Here is a 17760-nt window from a genome sequence, read left to right as displayed (position 1 = left end):
CCAACTCGCGGGGCGAATACCGTCCGGTAACCATGAGACGTTCACTTGCTTTCATTACCGCCGGAATCGCCGTATCCCTCATTGCCCCACTACCTTCGGCGCTCGCCGACAGCGGCTCCTCGTCGCTGTCCGGTGGGACCGGATCCTCCTCACTCTCCGGAGGCACCGGCTCCGGTGGTTCGGGCTCCTCCTCGCTGTCCGGCGGAGGTGGCCTGCCGCCCTACAGCCAATGGATCGCCGATGTCACCACCGTCGTCAACCAGGCACAGACCTACCTCACCACTGCGCTCCCCGGAGCCACCAAGCCCGCCATCGTGCTGGATATCGACAACTCCAGCCTGGAAGCCCAGTACAACCCGGGCATCGTCATCCCCGCCATCCAGCCGGTGCTGCACCTGACGCAGTGGGCCAAACAGCACGGCGCCGCAATCATTTTCGTGACCGGACGGCCCTCGCTGCTGAACGCCTACACCCAGGTGAACCTGACCTCGGTCGGATACACCGTGGACAAGCTGTACGGTAGCCCGCTCACCACCATCTCGGCGGGCAATACCGGTCTGACCGCGTACAAGACCGCCAGCCGCGTCGATATCGAGAGCCAGGGCTACACCATCGTCGCCAATATCGGCAACAACCACTTCGATCTCGACGGCGGGCACGCCCAGGCCACCTTCAAGCTGCCCGACTACGACGGCAAGCTTTCCTGATCGCTAGCCGGCCAGTAGCGGTTTCAGCTGGGCCGCACCGGTTTCGGTGAGCCAAGTCTCGAAAGTCCGTAGCGCCGGCAGGATTTCGCGAAGGGCGGGGAGGTCCGCATGCCACCCCTGTCCTGCACGCGACATTTGGAAGACCTTGAGGACCTCGTCGCCCATCCCGGCGGCGAAGTCCTCCGATAGTTCCTCGTAAGTGACGGTATGCCCGGTGATCTCGCTGATCACCGCTGCCGCTGCCACCATGGTGCGTTCGTCCCCGGCCAACTCGAGAATCCGACCATGAAAATGGTCGGGATCGGTGAAGGCGAGTTCGGCGAAGGCCGCCACATCGTCCACGGCGATCATCTGCACCGGAAGGTCGGCAGGGAAGAGATGGTGGTGCACACCATCTTTGATGCCATCCACCGGGAACCCTTGCGCCAGATAGTTCTCCATGAAACGGACCGGGCGCAGGATGGTCCAGCGCAGACCGCTCGCCCGCACCGCCTCCTCGATACGGCGCTTACCGTATGCGCCCCACTGTGATTCGAGTTCGAACGAGGCGATCCCGGTGAAGACGAGCTGATCGACCCCGGCGTCCCGCGCCGCCGCGACCAGATTCTCCCCGCGCCGGGCTTCCAGGTCCACATCCCACCCGTCCGGCCCGAAGGCCGCGGGCGGAACGATGAGAACCGCACTCACACCGCGCAATGCGACCGCGACCGTGTCCGGCGCATCGAAATCGCCGACCGCCAATTCCGCGCCGGCCGCCGCAAGCTGCTGCGCCGCAGCCGATTCCGGATCCCGCACCAGTGCACGCACCGGCCGCCCCGCGGCCAGTAGCCGGCGCGCTGTCGCACCACCCTGCTTCCCGGTCGCGGCGGTAACCAAGACAAGGTCGTTCCGAGCAGACATGTTCACCCTGTTCCTTCGGTAGTATTCGGGTCGGACGACCCGAATACCGACGCTACGAGCAGGCATCCACAGTTCGCCAGCGCCCGAGAAGGACCGCGTAACGAAATGACCGCCCCGCCGCAGACCCGCCGAACCTCCACCGGCACAGCGCATTCCGACCCCGCAGTGCACCAAGCCCCCGGCAGTGCGCCCGGGCCGGGCGCGAACCCCGCCCGGCGGGACCGCCCGATGGTCGGCGGCCCGGTGGTTGGCGGCCTGGAGGTCGGCGGCCCGGCCGCGCCGAACGCCCGCGCCGACGCACGCCGGAACCGTGCCCTGGTCCTGGCGGCGGCGCAGCGGGCCTTCGTCGAGGAGGGCACCTCGGTATCGCTGGCCGAGATCGCCCGGCGCGCCGGAGTCGGCGCGGGCACCGTGCACCGGCATTTTCCCTCGAAAACCGATCTGCTGGAAGCGGTTCTGCAACAACGCATCGACCGCCTCACCGCCCTGGCCGTCGGCTACCGCGACGCACCCGATGCCGGACTCGCCTTCTTCGCCTTCTGCGCCGAGGTCATCACCTCGACCAGCGGTAACGAGTCCCTCTGCAATGTCTTCGAGAACGACGGCTGGCCACGCGACATGCTGCGCGAAGCGGGCCTGCGCTTCCACCGGGCACTCCAGCACCTGATCACCGCGGCCCAGCGCCAAGGCACCCTCCGCGCCGACCTCACCCTCCCCGACGTCCTCGCCATCTACACCGGATGCGTTGCCATCCAGCGCATTTCCACCACCCCCGGCCTGGCCCGCCCGGCCGGCCTCGTCCTCGACGCCCTCCGCCCCGCCCCGTCCCGCCCCGCCGTAACGAAACCCGAAAAGTCCGCCACCCCGCATAACGAAACCACCCCCGGTAACGAAACCCCCGCCCACCCCTGCCCGGTCTGTGCCACCCCCGTCCACCACACCGGCACCGGCCGCCCCGCCCACTACTGCTCACCCGCGTGCCGGCAGAAGGCCCACCGCCGCCGCCACGCCCTCACAGTCTGAGATTTACCGGTCCCGAACGATGTACGCGCACAATCGTCGACCGCGCGACAGTAGGCTCCCCTTCGTGGTGTGGGTATCGGCGGTGGCGTTCGGTGTCGCGTGGTGGCTGGGTTGGTATCTGCTCGCGCGGGATGCACGCAAGGCGGTGCTGCGCCGGGCGGCCGCCGGGTTGATCGCGTATGCGGTCGCGGTGGTGGCGGATCAGCTGGCCACGGGGGACGCATGGTTCGGCGGCATACGGATCGTGCTGGTGTGCCTGCCCGCGGTGGCGTGGAGTGGAGTGTTCGTGCTGCTACTCACCGAGCGGTGGGCCGGGCATGCGGATCGGTTGTGGCGGTTGGGATTGGTGCCGGTGAGCGCCATGCTCGCCATGCCCGCGGCGGCCGGATTCCTGCCCGCCGGTTACGCGTTCGGGACGGTGGCGCTGCTTGCGCTCATGGCCGGAATGCTGGCTGTACTCGGGCAGCAATGGGATTGGGCCGAGGACGGACGGCGGCCCGTTGCCGGGCTGCTCACCGTCGGCGCACTCATGTTCGGACTCAGCGCGGCCTTGATCCTGCTGGGGCTGACCGTACTGCCGCGCACCGCCATGCTCTCGGCGATCGCGGTGGACCTGGTCCTGCTCGGCGTGGGTATCGCGGTCCTGGACGCCTTCGAGGAAGGCCAGGCGCTGCGCGCGGATATGGTGCGCTCCCTGCTGATTTCGACCGCGGCGGCGGCGGTGTTCGGCGGACAGGCGGCCGTGGCGATCGTGCTGGCGGGGGAGCGAACGGCCTTGGTGGCCCTGCTCTTCGGGGCGATCGCGGCCGCCATCGCCATGCAGGTGCTCAATGGCCCGCTACAGGCGAGTATCGACCGGTTCGCGTTCGCACCGCCGTTGCAGCAGGCGCGCGGTGAACTGCGCACCGCCGCGGAGGAATTGCCACGTAAGCGAATCGGGACCGGACTGGCCGAGCTCGGCGAGGCCGAATTCGCCCGGCTCACGCGCCGCGCCCTGAGTCACTACGCCGACCTCGGCAAACTGGTCTCCAGTCCGCTGATCGACCTGCCCGCCATCGACTCCCGGCTCGAAGGACGCGATACCCCGCCCGGTCCGCTCGACCGTGCCACCGAACTCAAAGCACTGCTGACCGAGAGCATCGCCCACCTGAAACCCCGCACCGGAGCGGATTTCGGCACCAGCGAAGAGTGGCGGCACTACAACTCGGTGTACTTCTACTACGTCGTCGGCATCCGCCCGTACAGCGTCCGCACCAAACGCACCGACCTCGACCCGGTCTCACGGCTCGCCCTGTCCTGGTTCGCGGATCAGGTACCCGAACGCACACTCCACAATTGGCAGAACGCGGCAGCGCGAATCATCGCCGCGCACTTGCGAGCCGGCCTCGACAGCATGGCTTCCTGAACCAATTCACCACCGCTGACCTGCGATCGGCAGTGTTCGGCAGCTCTTGGGATGGTGTCGGCAGTGCACCGGCGGCGACGGTTGAGGTGTCTTCGAAAGCCTCACGGAAGGATCCGATCCCATGACCGCCAGCACCGCCGCCAGCCCCCGCCTGATCGCCGGAATGTCCCCGCTGCCCCTGGCCTATGCGGCTGACGGCATCGTCACCCTCGCCTCCGGCATCCTGATCACCGCCCTGTCCGGAGTCCTGGATACCGCCCTCGGCCTCGCCACCGAACTGCTCCTCGGCGTCGGAGCCTTCTTCATCCTCTACGCCGCAGCCGTCCTGGTGGTCGCCACCCGCCGCGAAATCCCGCGCCGCCCAGCCGCATTCATCGCCGGACTCAACGCGGTCTGGGCCGTCGACAGTGTCATCGCCGTCGAGGCCGGCTGGCTCGAGCCCACCACCCTGGGCATCGCGGGCATTCTGTTCATCGCCGCCTTCACCGCCGCCATGGCCGCCGTGCAGACCTACACGCTCTGCGCCTCGCGCTGATCACCGGCGCCGTATGCCGTCCGGCCACTCGGCCGGGCGGTTTTCCGCTGTGCCCCGCGGCCGACAGGAGACCTACCGCGCCAAATCCGGTTGGGGGCGTAGGCCGTCCAGCATGATTCGCATGATGCGGTCGACGGCGTCGGGGTAGGACTCGTCTTCTCGGGTGTAGACCTGCACGGTCATCAGCAGGCCGATGTCCTCGGGGCCGATATCCGGGCGCAGGTCGCCATCGGCCTGGGCCTGAGCGGTCATGCGGGCCAGCAGGTCCACGACTGTGGCGCGGACTTCGACCAGGCCGGGGTCGGCGTGCATGGCCCGGTGGTAAGCGGGTGCCAGGGCGGAAGACTGTGCGCCGAGCTGCATTTCGGCACATTCGCGGACAAACCGGCATATTCCGCGCCAAGCGGTGTGCTCCTCGCGCCACGCCGTGGCCGCCAGGTCCGCGAGCCGTTGCAGGTGGGCGCGTGCTGTGCCGGTCAGCAGTGCGTCGCGATCGGGGAAGCGGCGGTAGAGGGTGCCGACGCCGACTCCGGCGCGGTCGGCGATCTCCTTCATGGGGACCTCGGTGCCGCGTTCACGGAAGACCGCGAGTGCGGCATTGAGGATCTGGTCGCGGTTGCTGCGCGCATCGGCGCGTAGTTGTTCGGCCGTCGAACTCACCTCCAATAAGTGGACGAAATGCTTCCGCTTACCGTAACATCGAATAAACGGACGAAATTCGTCCACTTAGGTCGATCGGGGTGATTGTCATGAGCGGGAGAGTTCTGATTTCGGGCGCGGGTGTCGGCGGTTCGACCCTGGCCTACTGGCTGAGTGAGCGTGGGTTCGATGTGACGGTGGTGGAGCGTGCCACCGGGCAGCGATCCAGCGGCAACCCCGTCGACGTGCGCGGATTCGCGGCCGAAGTGGTGGAGCAGATGGGTGTGATGCCCGAATTGCGTAAGGTGGCAATCGATGTCGACCGGCTCAGCTTCGTGAACGCGGCGGGGCGGCGGCGGGTCTCGGTCGCCACCAAGGGGCCCGACGGCTCGGCTGAGGTCGAATTGGCGCGGGCCGAGTTGGCGAAGATTCTGCTCGGCGCGGCACATGCCCGGGCCGAAATCCGCTGGGGCGAAAGCATTACCGGCCTGGTGCCCGACGGAGCGGGCGTGTCGGTGACCTTCGAACAGCACGCGCCCGAGCGCTTCGACTATGTGGTCGGCGCGGACGGACTGCACTCCAATGTGCGCCGCCTGGCCTTCGGTCCGGAGCGGGAGTTCGTGCGGCACATGGGAATCTACGTCGCCACCCTGCCGGTGGCGCGCGCGTACGGCGAGGCGCACGAGGTGGTCATGTACAACACGCCCGGACGCTCGATCTCCGTGCACCCGGCCGGTGGAAAGCCGCTCGCCGCCTTGATGTTCCGCGGTCCGGCCGTCCCCGGTTACGACTACCGCGACATGGAACAGCACAAGCGGTTACTGCTCGAAGCATTCGACGGACCGGCCGGCATCTTCGGCGATGTCATCGACCAGATCCGCGCCGCCGGCGACCTCTACTTCGACTCCGTCAGCAAGGTGCGGCTGCCGACCTGGTCGAAAGGCCGCATCACCCTGCTCGGCGACGCGGGCTCCAGCGTTTCGCTCTTCGGCGACGGCTCCAGCCTCGCCATTGCCGCCGCCCGCACCCTCGCCGAGGAATTGGCCCGTACCCCGGGCGAACCGGACACCGCCCTGCGCCGCTACGAAGAGCGCCAGCGCGTGCTGTCCGACCCCGAACAGAACGGGGCCCGTGCCGCCGGAATGTTCATCGTCCCGGGCAGTCGCCTCGGAATCCTGCTGCGCGACACCGCCGCCCGCGTCATGCGACGGGTGTGAACCGCGCTTCCTCGCGGTTCATCGATATCGGGGGAGTGGTCCGTGTGCCGGATCATGGTGTGCCGTTACAGCAGATCGCTGACGTCGTCGGGCACATCCACGGCGTATTTGCGCAGCGTATCCATGGGCACCACCTCGAGGGCGTTCTCATGGGTGGCGGCCAATACCACCGGCGCGGCCACCCCGTCCTCGTGCGCGTGCAGCCAGCGCACCGCCACCACACACCAGCGGTCACCGGGTTGCAGGCCGGGGAAATTGTTCTCCGGTCGCGCGGTGAGCAAGTCATTACCGATCGACTTCTGGTGCTCCAGGAATTCCGCGGTCACCACGGTGCATACGGTGTGGCTGCCAAGGTCTTCGGGGCCGGTGCTACAGCAGCCGTCCCGGTAGAAGCCGGTGAGAGGATCGGTGCCACACTCCTCCAGCGGTCCCCCAAGCACATTTCGATCGGTCACGTCGCCGATCCTATTGTCTCGGTGTCGCATTCGCCGCTCCTTCCGCACTGTGGTGCATTGTCGAGCTGACCGGTCGGTAGTTCCCCCGGTTCGAAGCCCCCGAATCGGCGTGTCCATAGCTGTTACGCACCGATATGTGCTAAAAGACACTGCCCCGCAACCCGCGAGTAGGTGTGTGAAACCGGCAATAGTGGCCCCTCTGAGAGGATGGCGTCGTGACTGCACAAGCCTGGATCCTCATCGCCGCTATTGCCGCGGTCCTGCTGGTGGCGTTCGTCTCGGGATTCGTCCTGTACAGGCGCCGCCGGATTTCGCTCACCCCGGCCGCCGAGGCCGTGAAGCCGGAGTTGACCGACCGGTCGGGCGGGTACACGGCATCGAGTGGATTCAGCTTCAGTCAAGGCGGCGGGACGGCAACCCTCCCGAAACCGGAGCCCGAACCCGATCCCATCCTGATCGAGCGCACCGACACCGACGGCCAGCCGCACATCGGCGATGACGCCGCCATCCCGCGCGACTCCGGCAAACGCAGCATCCACGACATCCCCCTGCCCGAACCGGTCCAGGGCCCGGAGCTCGCCCCCGAGACCGCCGCTGTCGATTCCGTGACCGTCGAGCCTGCGACCGCCGAGGCAGACACGGCTACCCGGGCCGACACCTCCGTACCGGGCAGCACTGCCACTGCGCCCGCGGATACCGCGCCGCCGGTCACCACGGTTCCCGCCGAGACCGCGGACCTCGCCGCTACCGAGACGGCCGTCCCCACCACGGATTCTGCTCCCGCTGAAGCCCCCACCGTTGAGAAGGCAAGCGCCACCCCGGGTTCGGTCGCGCCCGTGGAGGCGGCTCCCGCCGCTACGGCTCAGCCCGCCGCGCCGGCCCCGGTCGAATCCGCCGCGCCCGCCGAGGTTTCCGAGGTTCCCGCCGCGGCCGAGGTCGACTTCGTCCCGGATATCGAACCCACGGCGGGCCGCCTGAATCGCCTGCGCGGCCGCCTGGCGCGTTCGCAGAATGCCGTCGGCAAATCGCTGCTCGGTCTGCTCGGCGGTGGCGACCTCGATGAGGACTCCTGGGAGGAGATCGAGGACACCCTCGTGATGGCCGATCTCGGCACCGCGGTGACCGCCACCATTGTGGCGCGCCTGCGCGAGGAGATGGCCGCGCGCACCGTACGTACCGCCGATGATGCGCGCGCTGTCCTGCGCGAGGTGCTGGTCGAGGCGCTGCGTCCGGAGTTGGATCGCTCGATTCGCGCGCTCCCGCACCAGGATCACCCCGCCGTCCTGTTGGTGGTCGGTGTGAACGGCACCGGAAAGACCACCACCACAGGCAAACTCGCGCGCGTGCTGGTGGCCGACGGCCGCCGCGTCCTACTCGGCGCGGCCGATACCTTCCGTGCCGCGGCCGCCGATCAGTTGCAGACCTGGGGTGAGCGCGTGGGCGCGGAGACCGTGCGCGGGAAGGAGGCCGCGGATCCGGCCGCCGTCGCCTTCGACGCCGTCACCGCCGGTATCGATCGTGGCGTCGATGTGGTGCTCATCGATACCGCGGGCCGCCTGCACACTAAAACCGGCCTGATGGACGAGCTGGGCAAGGTCAAGCGTGTGGTGGAGAAGAAGGCCGAAGTCGACGAGGTGATCCTGGTTCTCGATGCCACGGTCGGACAGAACGGTCTGATGCAGGCCCGGGTCTTCGCCGACGTCGTCGATATCACCGGTGTTGCCCTGACGAAGCTGGATGGAACGGCCAAGGGCGGCATCGTCTTCCAGGTGCAGCACGAGCTCGGCGTACCGGTAAAACTGGTCGGTTTGGGTGAGGGTCAGGACGATCTGGCACCCTTCGAGCCAGGCGCTTTCGTCGACGCGCTACTCGGCTGAGCCGCCCGCACCACGAGGAACTCCGATAACCTCACGCCCCTTCGGTAACAGCGGTGCGATTGTGGAAACCTGACCGAAACACTGCAATCTCATCCGTTCACCTACGCGAAACGCCACAGGATCACGGCGGAAACACCACTCGCCGAACCTTCATGTCAGGCTCGTTCGCCGTTATCGGCGGGGCCCGAGATGAGGAGGAAATTAAGGTGGCGTTCCCCGTATTAGGCGCACCTGACGCCGGAGATACCGCATGGATGCTGGCCAGTTCAGCGCTCGTGCTGTTGATGACCCCCGGACTCGCATTCTTCTACGGCGGCATGGTCCGCTCGAAGAACGTGCTGAACATGATCATGATGAGCATCAGTGCCATGGGCGTTATCACCGTCCTGTGGGTGCTGTACGGCTTCTCTATGGCGTTCGGCGAGGACAAGGGCAATCTCTTCGGTGATCCGGCGCAGTACTTCGGCCTGAAATCCCTGTTCGGTGGCACGTATCTAGCCAGCGCTACCGACGCGTCCGTCAAGGTGGCTATACCACTCGCGGGCACGATCCCAGCCACGGTTTTCGTGGCATTCCAGCTTATGTTCGCGATCATCACGGTCGCCCTCATCTCGGGTGCGGTCGCCGACCGCCTGAAGTTCGGCTCGTGGCTGCTCTTCGCGACCGTGTGGGCCACGGTCGTCTACTTCCCGATCGCGCACTGGGTCTTCGCCTTCGACGGCGTCACCGGTGAGCACGGCGGCTGGATCGCCACCAAGCTCAAGGCGATCGACTTCGCGGGTGGTACCGCGGTCCATATCAACGCCGGTATCGCGGGCCTGGTCCTGGCCATCGTCCTCGGCAAGCGCAAGGGCTGGCCGGGCACCCCGATGCGCCCGCACAACCTGCCGTTCGTCATGCTCGGCGCGGGTCTGCTGTGGTTCGGCTGGTACGGCTTCAACGCGGGTTCCGCGGTGGGCTCCAACGGTATCGCCGGCGCCACCTTCGTCACCACCACCGTCGCCACCGGTTCGGCCATGCTCGCCTGGCTGCTGGTGGAGAAGGTTCGTGACGGTCACGCCACCTCGCTCGGTGCCGCTTCGGGCATCGTGGCCGGTCTGGTCGCGATCACTCCGTCCTGCTCCTCGGTGAACGTGGTCGGCGCGCTCGCCATCGGTGTGGTCGCCGGTGTGCTCTGCGCCCTGGCCGTGGGCCTGAAGTTCCGCTTCGGCTTCGACGACTCGCTCGACGTGGTCGGCGTCCACCTCGTCGGTGGTATCGCGGGCACCCTGATGGTCGGCCTGGTCGCCGCCCCCGAGGCCCCGGCCGCGGTCAAGGGTCTGTTCTACGGTGGCGGTTTCGACCAGCTGGTCAAGCAGGCCATCGGTGCGGGTGCGGTGCTCGCCTGGTCCGGTATCGCGACGCTCGTCATCGCGCTGGCCATCAAGTACACCATCGGCCTCCGTGCGGAAGAAGATGCCGAGTTCGTGGGCTTGGACGAGTCGGAGCACGCTGAATCGGCATACGATTTCGCTGCTGTGGGTGGCACGGCACGTACCACCGCCGTCAAGGAGGCATGACGCATGAAACTGGTTACCGCAATCGTCAAACCTTTCACGCTCGAGGACGTCAAGTCCGGGCTGGAGCAGGCCGGCGTGCTCGGCATGACCGTCAGCGAGGTGCAGGGCTACGGCCGTCAGAAGGGTCACACCGAGGTCTACCGCGGTGCCGAGTACTCGGTCGACTTCGTCCCGAAGGTCCGGGTGGAGGTGGTCGTGGACGACACCTCCGTCGAGAAGGTCGTCGAGGTGATCGTCGAAGCCGCCCGCACCGGCAAGATCGGTGACGGCAAGGTCTGGGTGACGCCCGTCGAGGCCGTCATCCGGGTCCGCACCGGCGAACGCGGGTCGGACGCTCTGTAATTCAGGGATCGAGCGGCGGCCCCGTTCCACCGGTGCAGGACCGGTTGGAGCGGGGCCGTCCGCGTGCTCGCGCAGGGTTGAAAGTTCCGGTGGCAGCCGGGATTACGAACTGAATGAGATGGGTGGTGTGGTGTGGGTTTCCAGCAGGCACGCGACGAGAAGGACTCTGCGGAGAAGGTCTCCAACGGCGCTTCGGATCTGGTCCGGGCTCGCAACCAGCTACTCGCCGAACACACCGCAGCGCATGGGCGCGCCACCCGGTTGGATCCGGAGGCGCTGCGGCTGGCGCTGGTCGATCTCTACGAATTGTGGCTGACCACAAAGGGTCACGAGGTCGGCATCACCGAGGGCAGTGGGCTCTCGATCGTCGCGGTGGGTGGGTTGGGCCGCCGCGAAATGCTGCCCTACTCGGATCTGGATCTGGTACTGCTCTACGACGACGTCGACCCCGCCAAGGTCGCCGAGGTCGCCGATCAGCTCTGGTATCCGCTGTGGGACGCGCACATCAAACTCGATCACAGCGTGCGCACGGTGCCGCAGGCGCTGCGCGTGGCCGCCGATGACCTGACCGCCGCGCTGGGCATGCTGGAGGCCCGCCATATCGTCGGCGACGACGGTCTCAGCAATCTACTGATCAGCGGGGTGCGGCGGGATTGGCGCACCGGGATCCGCTCCCGGTTCGACGGTCTCATCGCGCAAGCCGAAACCCGTTGGCGGCGTAGCGGAGAGATCGCACATCGCGCCGAACCCGATCTCAAGAACGGGCGCGGCGGACTACGCGATATCCAACTCCTGGACGCCCTCGCCATCGCACAACTGACCGATGCCATGCCGGGGCTCGGTCCAGATGTGCCCGGCGGCGGGCTGAAACAGGCACACCGCAAATTGCTGGATGTTCGCACCGAACTGCATCGGGTTGCCGGTCGCGCCCGCGACCAATTGCGCGCCCAGGATGCGGACGAAATCGGCGCGGCCCTGCGCATCGGAGATCGTTTCGACCTCGCCCGCACCCTCAGCGATGCGGCGCGAACCGTCAGCTACTCCACCGATGTCGGGTTGCGCACCGCCGCCAACGCGCTGCCCCGCCGCGGCCTCGCTCGCCTGCGCCGCATGCCGGTGCGCCGACCACTCGATGAGGGGGTGGTCGAGCACTCGGGTGAAGTGGTGCTCGCGAGAGACGCACGGCCGCAACGTGATCCGGGACTGATACTGCGCGTGGCCGCCTCCTCCGCGCAGACCGGACTGCCCATGTCCGCGACCACCCTGAACAGGCTCTCCGAGGACGCCCCCGAGCTACGCGAGCCGTGGCCCAAGGAAGCCCTCAACGACCTGCTGGTGTTGTTGGGCGCGGGCCGCGGCACCATCGACGCCATCGAGGCATTGGATCGAACGGGCTTGTGGGGCAGGCTCTTTCCGGAGTGGGGCGTGGTACGCGACCTGCCGCCCCGCGATGCCATGCACACCTGGACCGTGGACCGTCATCTCATGGAGGCGGTCGCGCAGGCCGGTGCGCTCTCCACCCGCGTGGCCCGCCCGGACCTGCTGCTGATCGGTGCGCTGCTGCACGATATCGGCAAGGGGCGCACGGAGGATCACAGTGTGGTCGGCGCGGAATTGGCCACCTCCATCGGGCGCCGGCTCGGGCTGTGGCCGTCGGATGTGCGCATGCTCTCGGCCATGGTGCGGCATCATCTGCTGCTGCCCGATACCGCGACGCGCCGCGATCTCGCCGATCCGGACACCGTGAAAATGGTGGTCGAGGCCCTCGACGGTGATCCGCAATTGCTGGAATTGCTGCACGCTCTGGCCGAGGCCGATTCGCTGGCCACCGGGCCGGGCGTCTGGAACGACTGGAAAGTCTCGCTCATCGGTGATCTGGTGCGCCGGTGCCGGTTGTCGATGGCGGGGGAGGATCTGCCCAAACCCGAGGCGATTCCGGACGACCTGCGCGAAAAGGCCGAAAGCGGCGGCGTACATGTGGAATTGAAACCGGGGGATGGGCGGTACACGCACGTTGTCACGGTTGTCGCGCCGGACACCCCGGGCCTGCTCTCGGATGCGGCGGGCGTGCTGGCGCTGCATTCGCTGCGGGTGCTCTCGGCCGAACTCGCCGGTGTCGGCAAATCCGCCATCGATACCTTCGCGGTCGCACCGCGTTTCGGTGATCCGCCGGACCCGGGCCTGCTGCGCCAGGAATTGATCAGGGCCATAAACGGTGATCTGGACCTGGTTTCGGTGCTCGCGCGCAAGGAACGCGAAGCCGGTGGCACCCAGCCGAGTCCGTACGCGCAGGCCGCGCCGCGCGTGCTGTGGAATGAAACCACCGATCCCGGACGCGTTCTACTGGAATTGCGCGCCGAGGATCGAATCGGTTTGCTGAGTCGGTTGGCCGCGGCACTCGCCGAATCCGGTGCGAATGTGTCGTGGGCGAAGGTCGCCACCATGGGCGCGGCGGTGGTGGATACCTTCTGCCTGGATCTGGGCGCTTCCGACACGCCGGAGCGGCGCGCGGAAATCTCGGCTGCGGTGCTCGCCGTAGTGCCTCCGCAACAACCGAAGAAAACGCCTGAATCGGACACGGAAAACGGATCAACCTCGGTTTTCTGACCGATTGCCAGGAAGCTGGATTAACTGGCAAACCGTACGTTTGCCAGTTAATCTGATCGTTGCACGTAATTTGCTGAAATAGGGATCGAGTCATCCCCACCGCACCCTAATATCGCCCTCAACCAAAGCTTGTCGCGCGTGCTACGAGGGGAGCTGGTCGGTGGCAATCGAAGTTGTTTCAGCATCGATGATGACAAGCGATTCGACCACACACATCGCGCGCTGCGTAGGCGGCGACCGCTGGGTGGTTTCCTGGCTACCCGGCCGCACCCTCTCCGGTCAGCAGGCGGTGACCGCCATGACCATCGCCTCCACCCTCGCCGACTACACCCTGAGCGACACCGAATGGGTCGTCCTCGACGGGCTCGCCCTCGAACTCGGGCTCACCGCCCGCGAAGCCGTCGGCATGGTCGCCAGCGAACAACACGACCTGCGCAGGCCCTCGACCTGGCCGCGCCCACGCTCACTGGAATAGCCTCGCCGCGAAGGGATCGCGCTGCTCACGGTCCCTGGAATAACGGCCCGGCGCGGATCCCACTACCCTGGTATCTCGAGTGACGTCCCTCGAGATCAGGAGCATCGGTGTTCGAATCCCTTTCCGACCGGTTGGCCGGTGCCCTCAAGGATCTGCGCGGAAAGGGGCGCCTGTCACCTGCCGACATCGATGCCACCGCCCGCGAGATCCGACTCGCGCTGCTCGAGGCCGACGTCGCACTGCCGGTGGTCCGCACCTTCATCGCCAAGGTCAAGGAACGCGCCAAGGGCGCGGAGGTCTCCGCGGCGCTGAACCCGGCCCAGCAGGTCGTCAAGATCGTCAACGAGGAACTCGTCGCCATTCTCGGCGGCGAGACCCGGCGACTGCAGTACGCCAAGAACCCGCCCACGGTCATCATGCTGGCCGGTCTGCAGGGCGCCGGTAAGACCACCCTCGCGGGCAAGCTCGCGAAATGGCTGAAGGGACAGGGGCATCAGCCGCTGCTCGTCGCCTGTGACCTCCAGCGCCCCGGCGCGGTCACCCAGCTCCAAGTTGTCGGCGAACGGGCCGGAGTGCCGGTATTCGCGCCCAATCCGGGCACCTCCATCGGCGGTGGCGACAACCCGCTCGGAGTCTCCGCGGCCGATCCGGTGGATGTGGCACGGCGCGGTATCGAAGAGGCGAAGTCCAAGCAGTACGACATCGTCATCGTCGACACCGCCGGCCGCCTCGGCATCGATGCCGAACTCATGGCGCAGGCCGCGGGCATCCGCGACGCCGTCAACCCCGACGAAACCCTCTTCGTCCTCGACTCCATGATCGGCCAGGACGCGGTCACCACCGCCGAAGCCTTCCGCGACGGCGTCGGCTTCACCGGCGTCGTACTCACCAAGCTCGACGGTGACGCCCGCGGTGGCGCGGCCCTGTCCGTCCGCGAAATCACTGGCCAGCCAATCCTTTTCGCCTCCACCGGCGAGAAGCTCGAAGACTTCGACGTCTTCCACCCCGACCGCATGGCCAGCCGCATCCTCGGCATGGGCGACCTGCTCACCCTGATCGAACAGGCCGAACAGGTCTACGACGCCCAGCAGGCCGAAGAAGCCGCCCGCAAGATCGGCTCCGGTGAACTCACCCTCGAGGACTTCCTCGAGCAGATGCTCGCCATCCGCAAGATGGGCCCGATCGGCAACCTGCTCGGCATGCTCCCCGGCGCCGGACAGATGAAAGACGTTCTCGCACAAGTAGATGACAAGCAACTGGACCGCGTCCAAGCCATCATCCGCGGCATGACCCCCACCGAACGCGACAACCCCAAAATCATCAACGCCTCCCGCCGCCTCCGCATCGCGAATGGTTCCGGCGTAGCGGTTTCCGAGGTCAACCAACTCGTCGACCGCTTCTTCGAAGCCAAGAAGATGATGGGCATGATGAGCCGCCAATTCGGCCTGCCGGGTGCGCGCGGCGGCAACAACAAAAAGGGCGGCAAAGGCAAAAAGGGCAAAAAGGGCGGCCGCGGCCCCACCCCGCCCAAGATGCGCGGCGGCTTCCCCGGCATGCCCGCCCTCCCCGGCGGCATGCCCGCCGGCATGCCCGACCTCTCCAACATGCCCTCCGGCCTGAACGAGCTCCCCCCGGGCCTGGAAGGCTTCGACCTCTCCAAGTTGAACTTCCCGAAGAAGTAGCGGTGGTGGTCCCGGGGCCTTCGTAGCAGGCCCCGGGGGATTACCTTCGGTTCCAGCGGGGTTCGGAGGATGGCCACGATTTTTCGGAGTGGGAACCTCGTGTGCCGTACCCGGCTTTAGGTCCCCCAGTTGGGTGCCGCGCTCTCACGTTCCAGCCTGGTCGGCTGGCCGTGGGAACCTTCAGAACCACAACGACAAAAACAAAAGACGAAAAGACAACACGGACAGAACCAAGACCAAAGACGCCAGGACGAGAAGAACCACCGACCCGAAGTGGACGATTCGGGCAAGGTGAAGGGTCTCGGGGGCGGTGCACACACCCTTATCGACTCATCACACCCCGCGTAGTACCCGCACACCTTGTACAGGGGGTGTGCGGGTTAGACGCGGGGTGTGATGGCCTCGGGGGTGGGGGTTTTGGGGGTTTTGGTCTTTGGGGTTTTGTCTTTGTTCGAGATCGGGACCACGGCCATCCAGCCAGGCTGGGTCGCGAGTATTCGCGCCCAAAAAGGGGGAGCGAAAGTCGGGTACGGCAGGCGAAGTAACCACTCCGAAAAATCTTGGCCCTCTTCCGAACCCCGCTGGAACGTAATGTCCCGCAGGGTATTCGGCTACGAAGGCCCCGTGTACAGCCCGTCTACCATCCCGTTTGTCGGATTCCTCGGGGGAGTCGCAAACATGCATGTAATGGCGCTGGTAAACGCCGAGTAGCCCCCTGCGTGGGTACATGCATGTGGAACATCTCTGCCGGTCGGTAGACAGATCCGCCTCGATGATCTTGCGATGCCGTCGGCGGTAGTTTGTAGTGGAGCGAGGTTGGACACGACGTGGCGAGGAGGCCGGTGGTGCGTCTGCATTTCCGCGGTGTGGTGTTGCCCGACGGGGAGTTGCGGGATATCTGGGTACGGGATGGGGTCATCTCGTATGAGCCGATCGCTGATGCCGAGACCGTGCACGCCTCCGGGTGGATTGTGCCGGGGCTGGTGGATGCGCACTGCCATGTCGGCATCAAATACGGTGGGGGAGATGAGGATTCGGCGGGCGCGATCGCGCAGGCCGAGGTCGAGCGGGATGCGGGGGCGCTGCTGCTGCGGGATGCGGGATCGCCGATCGATACCCGGTTCATCGACGAGCGGGAGGATCTGCCGGAGATCATTCGGGCGGGGCGGCATATTGCCCGGCCGCGTAGGTATATTCGCGAGCTCGGGATCGAGCTCGATGATGAGCGTGATCTGCCGGAGATCGTCGCCGAGCAGGCGCGGCGGGGCGATGGCTGGGTGAAGATTGTCGGGGATTGGATCGACCGGTCGGTGGGCGATCTGGCGCCGTTGTGGTCGGACGCCATTTTGAAAGAGGCCATCGACGCGGCTCATCGGGAGGGTGCGCGGGTTACCTCGCATGTGTTCGGTGAGGACGCGCTCCACGGTCTGCTCGAGGCGGGCATCGACTGCATCGAACACGGGACCGGGCTCACCGATGACACCATCGAGATGATGGCGCGCAATGGGACCGCGCTGGTTCCGACGCTCATCAATATCGACACCTTCCCCGAAATCGCCGACAGCGCAGCTAAATTCCCGATCTACGCCGCGCATATGCGCGATCTGCATCGGCGCTCGCGGGAGACCGTGGCCAAGGCGCATGAGGCGGGTGTGCCGATCTACACGGGCACCGATGCGGGTGGCTCCATCCCGCACGGTCGCATCGCCGATGAGATTTCCGCGCTCGCCGGTGCGGGTTTCACCGCGCATGACGCGCTGGGCGCCTCCTGCTGGAATGCCCGCGCCTGGCTGGGCCGGTCCGGGATCGAGCCCGGTGCTCGTGCGGATTTCGTTGTCTACCAGGAGGATCCGCGCTCGAATCTGGCCGCTCTCACCACTCCCGCCTGGGTGGTGCTGCGTGGTCGTGTCTATGACCGGCGTGATCCTGTCACCGCATACCGGTAGTTCCATGGGCTACCAGAGCCTGCGTTCCGGCTTCTAGAATCCAGTGACGCAGGCATTCGGAGGGGAATTGCCAAGTACCCTTCCGGCATCGGGGCCGCACGCACCCGGTGCCGTCCGGTGCGGGTCTCGTTCTGCTTGAAGTCGCCTCGGGTCCAGGGGCGCGAATTCGATTCTCGGGTTGGTGGATTCGACTGCGCGAATGAAGTGAATCAGTCATGCTTCACACTGTTTGCAAGTTCCACCTGAAGAGGAGAAGACCTTGGGTTCCGTCGAGAGCTTTGCTGTGGCCGTGCTGGCCGGACTGGTCGTCAAGCTGCTGACCGGCAGCATCGGCCACTAGGCGCACAGCAACCAGCCCATCGAAGTCGCGCGGGGCTTCGATGGGCTTTGC

General features: G+C 66.6%; 15 protein-coding genes. 12 read left to right on the top strand and 3 right to left on the bottom strand.

What is annotated here, in order from left to right:
• Positions 1-32: 32 nt before the first annotated feature.
• The gene (locus GFY24_RS26715) at positions 33-707 is read left to right on the top strand and encodes an HAD family acid phosphatase (RefSeq protein WP_153807851.1); all 675 of its coding nucleotides are present in this window, start codon (positions 33-35) and stop codon (positions 705-707) included.
• Between the two features lie 3 nt (positions 708-710).
• On the opposite strand, the gene GFY24_RS26710 is transcribed toward GFY24_RS26715, so the two are convergent.
• Positions 711-1607 (bottom strand): NmrA family NAD(P)-binding protein, encoded by an 897-nt coding sequence (locus tag GFY24_RS26710; RefSeq protein ID WP_153807850.1) that lies wholly within the window; start codon positions 1605-1607, stop codon positions 711-713.
• Positions 1608-1712: 105 nt separating this feature from the next.
• On the opposite strand from GFY24_RS26710, the gene GFY24_RS43065 reads away from it, so the two are divergent.
• From GFY24_RS43065 to GFY24_RS26695, 3 genes are all read left to right on the top strand, one after another.
• On the top strand, positions 1713-2630 hold the full coding sequence (locus GFY24_RS43065) for a TetR/AcrR family transcriptional regulator (RefSeq protein WP_255458742.1): 918 nt from the start codon (positions 1713-1715) through the stop codon (positions 2628-2630).
• Between the two features lie 64 nt (positions 2631-2694).
• Positions 2695-4035 (top strand): hypothetical protein, encoded by a 1341-nt coding sequence (locus GFY24_RS43210; RefSeq protein ID WP_153807849.1) that lies wholly within the window; start codon positions 2695-2697, stop codon positions 4033-4035.
• A 121-nt stretch (positions 4036-4156) separates the two neighbouring features.
• Entirely contained in the window at positions 4157-4570 is a 414-nt protein-coding gene (locus GFY24_RS26695) for a hypothetical protein (protein WP_153807848.1), read from the top strand.
• A gap of 72 nt (positions 4571-4642) precedes the next feature.
• On the opposite strand, the gene GFY24_RS26690 is transcribed toward GFY24_RS26695, so the two are convergent.
• The gene (locus GFY24_RS26690; protein ID WP_194853033.1) at positions 4643-5230 is read right to left on the bottom strand and encodes a TetR/AcrR family transcriptional regulator; all 588 of its coding nucleotides are present in this window, start codon (positions 5228-5230) and stop codon (positions 4643-4645) included.
• Between the two features lie 89 nt (positions 5231-5319).
• Between GFY24_RS26690 and GFY24_RS26685 the strand changes: the two genes are divergently transcribed.
• Positions 5320-6426 carry an FAD-dependent monooxygenase gene (locus GFY24_RS26685; RefSeq protein WP_153807846.1) on the top strand — a complete coding sequence of 369 codons (1107 nt, stop codon included), beginning with the start codon at positions 5320-5322 and terminating at the stop codon, positions 6424-6426.
• Positions 6427-6491: 65 nt separating this feature from the next.
• Here GFY24_RS26685 and GFY24_RS26680 read toward each other — a convergent pair whose 3' ends face one another.
• The gene (locus GFY24_RS26680; RefSeq protein ID WP_309231366.1) at positions 6492-6881 is read right to left on the bottom strand and encodes a DUF2237 domain-containing protein; all 390 of its coding nucleotides are present in this window, start codon (positions 6879-6881) and stop codon (positions 6492-6494) included.
• A gap of 215 nt (positions 6882-7096) precedes the next feature.
• Here GFY24_RS26680 and ftsY point away from each other — a divergent pair, with 215 nt between their 5' ends.
• The 7 genes from ftsY (at position 7097) to GFY24_RS26645 (ending at position 17369) form a co-directional block, all read left to right on the top strand.
• The gene (ftsY, locus tag GFY24_RS26675; RefSeq protein WP_309231365.1) at positions 7097-8758 is read left to right on the top strand and encodes a signal recognition particle-docking protein FtsY; all 1662 of its coding nucleotides are present in this window, start codon (positions 7097-7099) and stop codon (positions 8756-8758) included.
• 206 nt (positions 8759-8964) lie between these two features.
• Positions 8965-10317: an ammonium transporter gene (locus GFY24_RS26670; RefSeq protein WP_309231364.1), complete on the top strand. Its 1353-nt coding sequence runs from the start codon at positions 8965-8967 to the stop codon at positions 10315-10317.
• A 3-nt stretch (positions 10318-10320) separates the two neighbouring features.
• A complete protein-coding gene (locus GFY24_RS26665) occupies positions 10321-10659 on the top strand; it encodes a P-II family nitrogen regulator (RefSeq protein WP_153807843.1) in 339 nt (112 codons plus the stop codon).
• A gap of 132 nt (positions 10660-10791) precedes the next feature.
• Positions 10792-13266: a [protein-PII] uridylyltransferase gene (locus GFY24_RS26660; protein WP_309231363.1), complete on the top strand. Its 2475-nt coding sequence runs from the start codon at positions 10792-10794 to the stop codon at positions 13264-13266.
• Positions 13267-13426: 160 nt separating this feature from the next.
• Complete coding sequence (locus tag GFY24_RS26655) at positions 13427-13741, top strand: hypothetical protein (RefSeq protein WP_309231362.1); 315 nt, start codon at positions 13427-13429, stop codon at positions 13739-13741.
• 107 nt (positions 13742-13848) lie between these two features.
• Complete coding sequence (gene ffh / locus GFY24_RS26650) at positions 13849-15423, top strand: signal recognition particle protein (RefSeq protein ID WP_309231361.1); 1575 nt, start codon at positions 13849-13851, stop codon at positions 15421-15423.
• A gap of 842 nt (positions 15424-16265) precedes the next feature.
• Positions 16266-17369 carry an amidohydrolase family protein gene (locus GFY24_RS26645; protein ID WP_309231359.1) on the top strand — a complete coding sequence of 368 codons (1104 nt, stop codon included), beginning with the start codon at positions 16266-16268 and terminating at the stop codon, positions 17367-17369.
• The last annotated feature ends 391 nt before the right edge of the window (positions 17370-17760 follow it).

The sequence above is a fragment of the Nocardia sp. SYP-A9097 genome (genome assembly GCF_009649815.1).
Taxonomy (GTDB): Bacteria; Actinomycetota; Actinomycetes; order Mycobacteriales; family Mycobacteriaceae; genus Nocardia.
The sequence above is the reverse complement of the archived record's forward strand: the minus strand, read 5'-3'. Positions and strand labels throughout refer to the sequence as shown.

Bases quoted from the DNA above. Each gene is read 5' to 3' on its own strand.
- GFY24_RS26715 (WP_153807851.1), top strand. From the start codon at position 33: ATGAGACGTTCACTTGCTTTCATTACCGCCGGAATCGCCGTATCCCTC.
- GFY24_RS26685 (WP_153807846.1), top strand. From the start codon at position 5,320: ATGAGCGGGAGAGTTCTGATTTCGGGCGCGGGTGTCGGCGGTTCGACC.
- GFY24_RS26710 (WP_153807850.1), bottom strand. From the start codon at position 1,607: ATGTCTGCTCGGAACGACCTTGTCTTGGTTACCGCCGCGACCGGGAAG.
- GFY24_RS26665 (WP_153807843.1), top strand. From the start codon at position 10,321: ATGAAACTGGTTACCGCAATCGTCAAACCTTTCACGCTCGAGGACGTC.
- GFY24_RS43065 (WP_255458742.1), top strand. From the start codon at position 1,713: ATGACCGCCCCGCCGCAGACCCGCCGAACCTCCACCGGCACAGCGCAT.
- GFY24_RS26695 (WP_153807848.1), top strand. From the start codon at position 4,157: ATGACCGCCAGCACCGCCGCCAGCCCCCGCCTGATCGCCGGAATGTCC.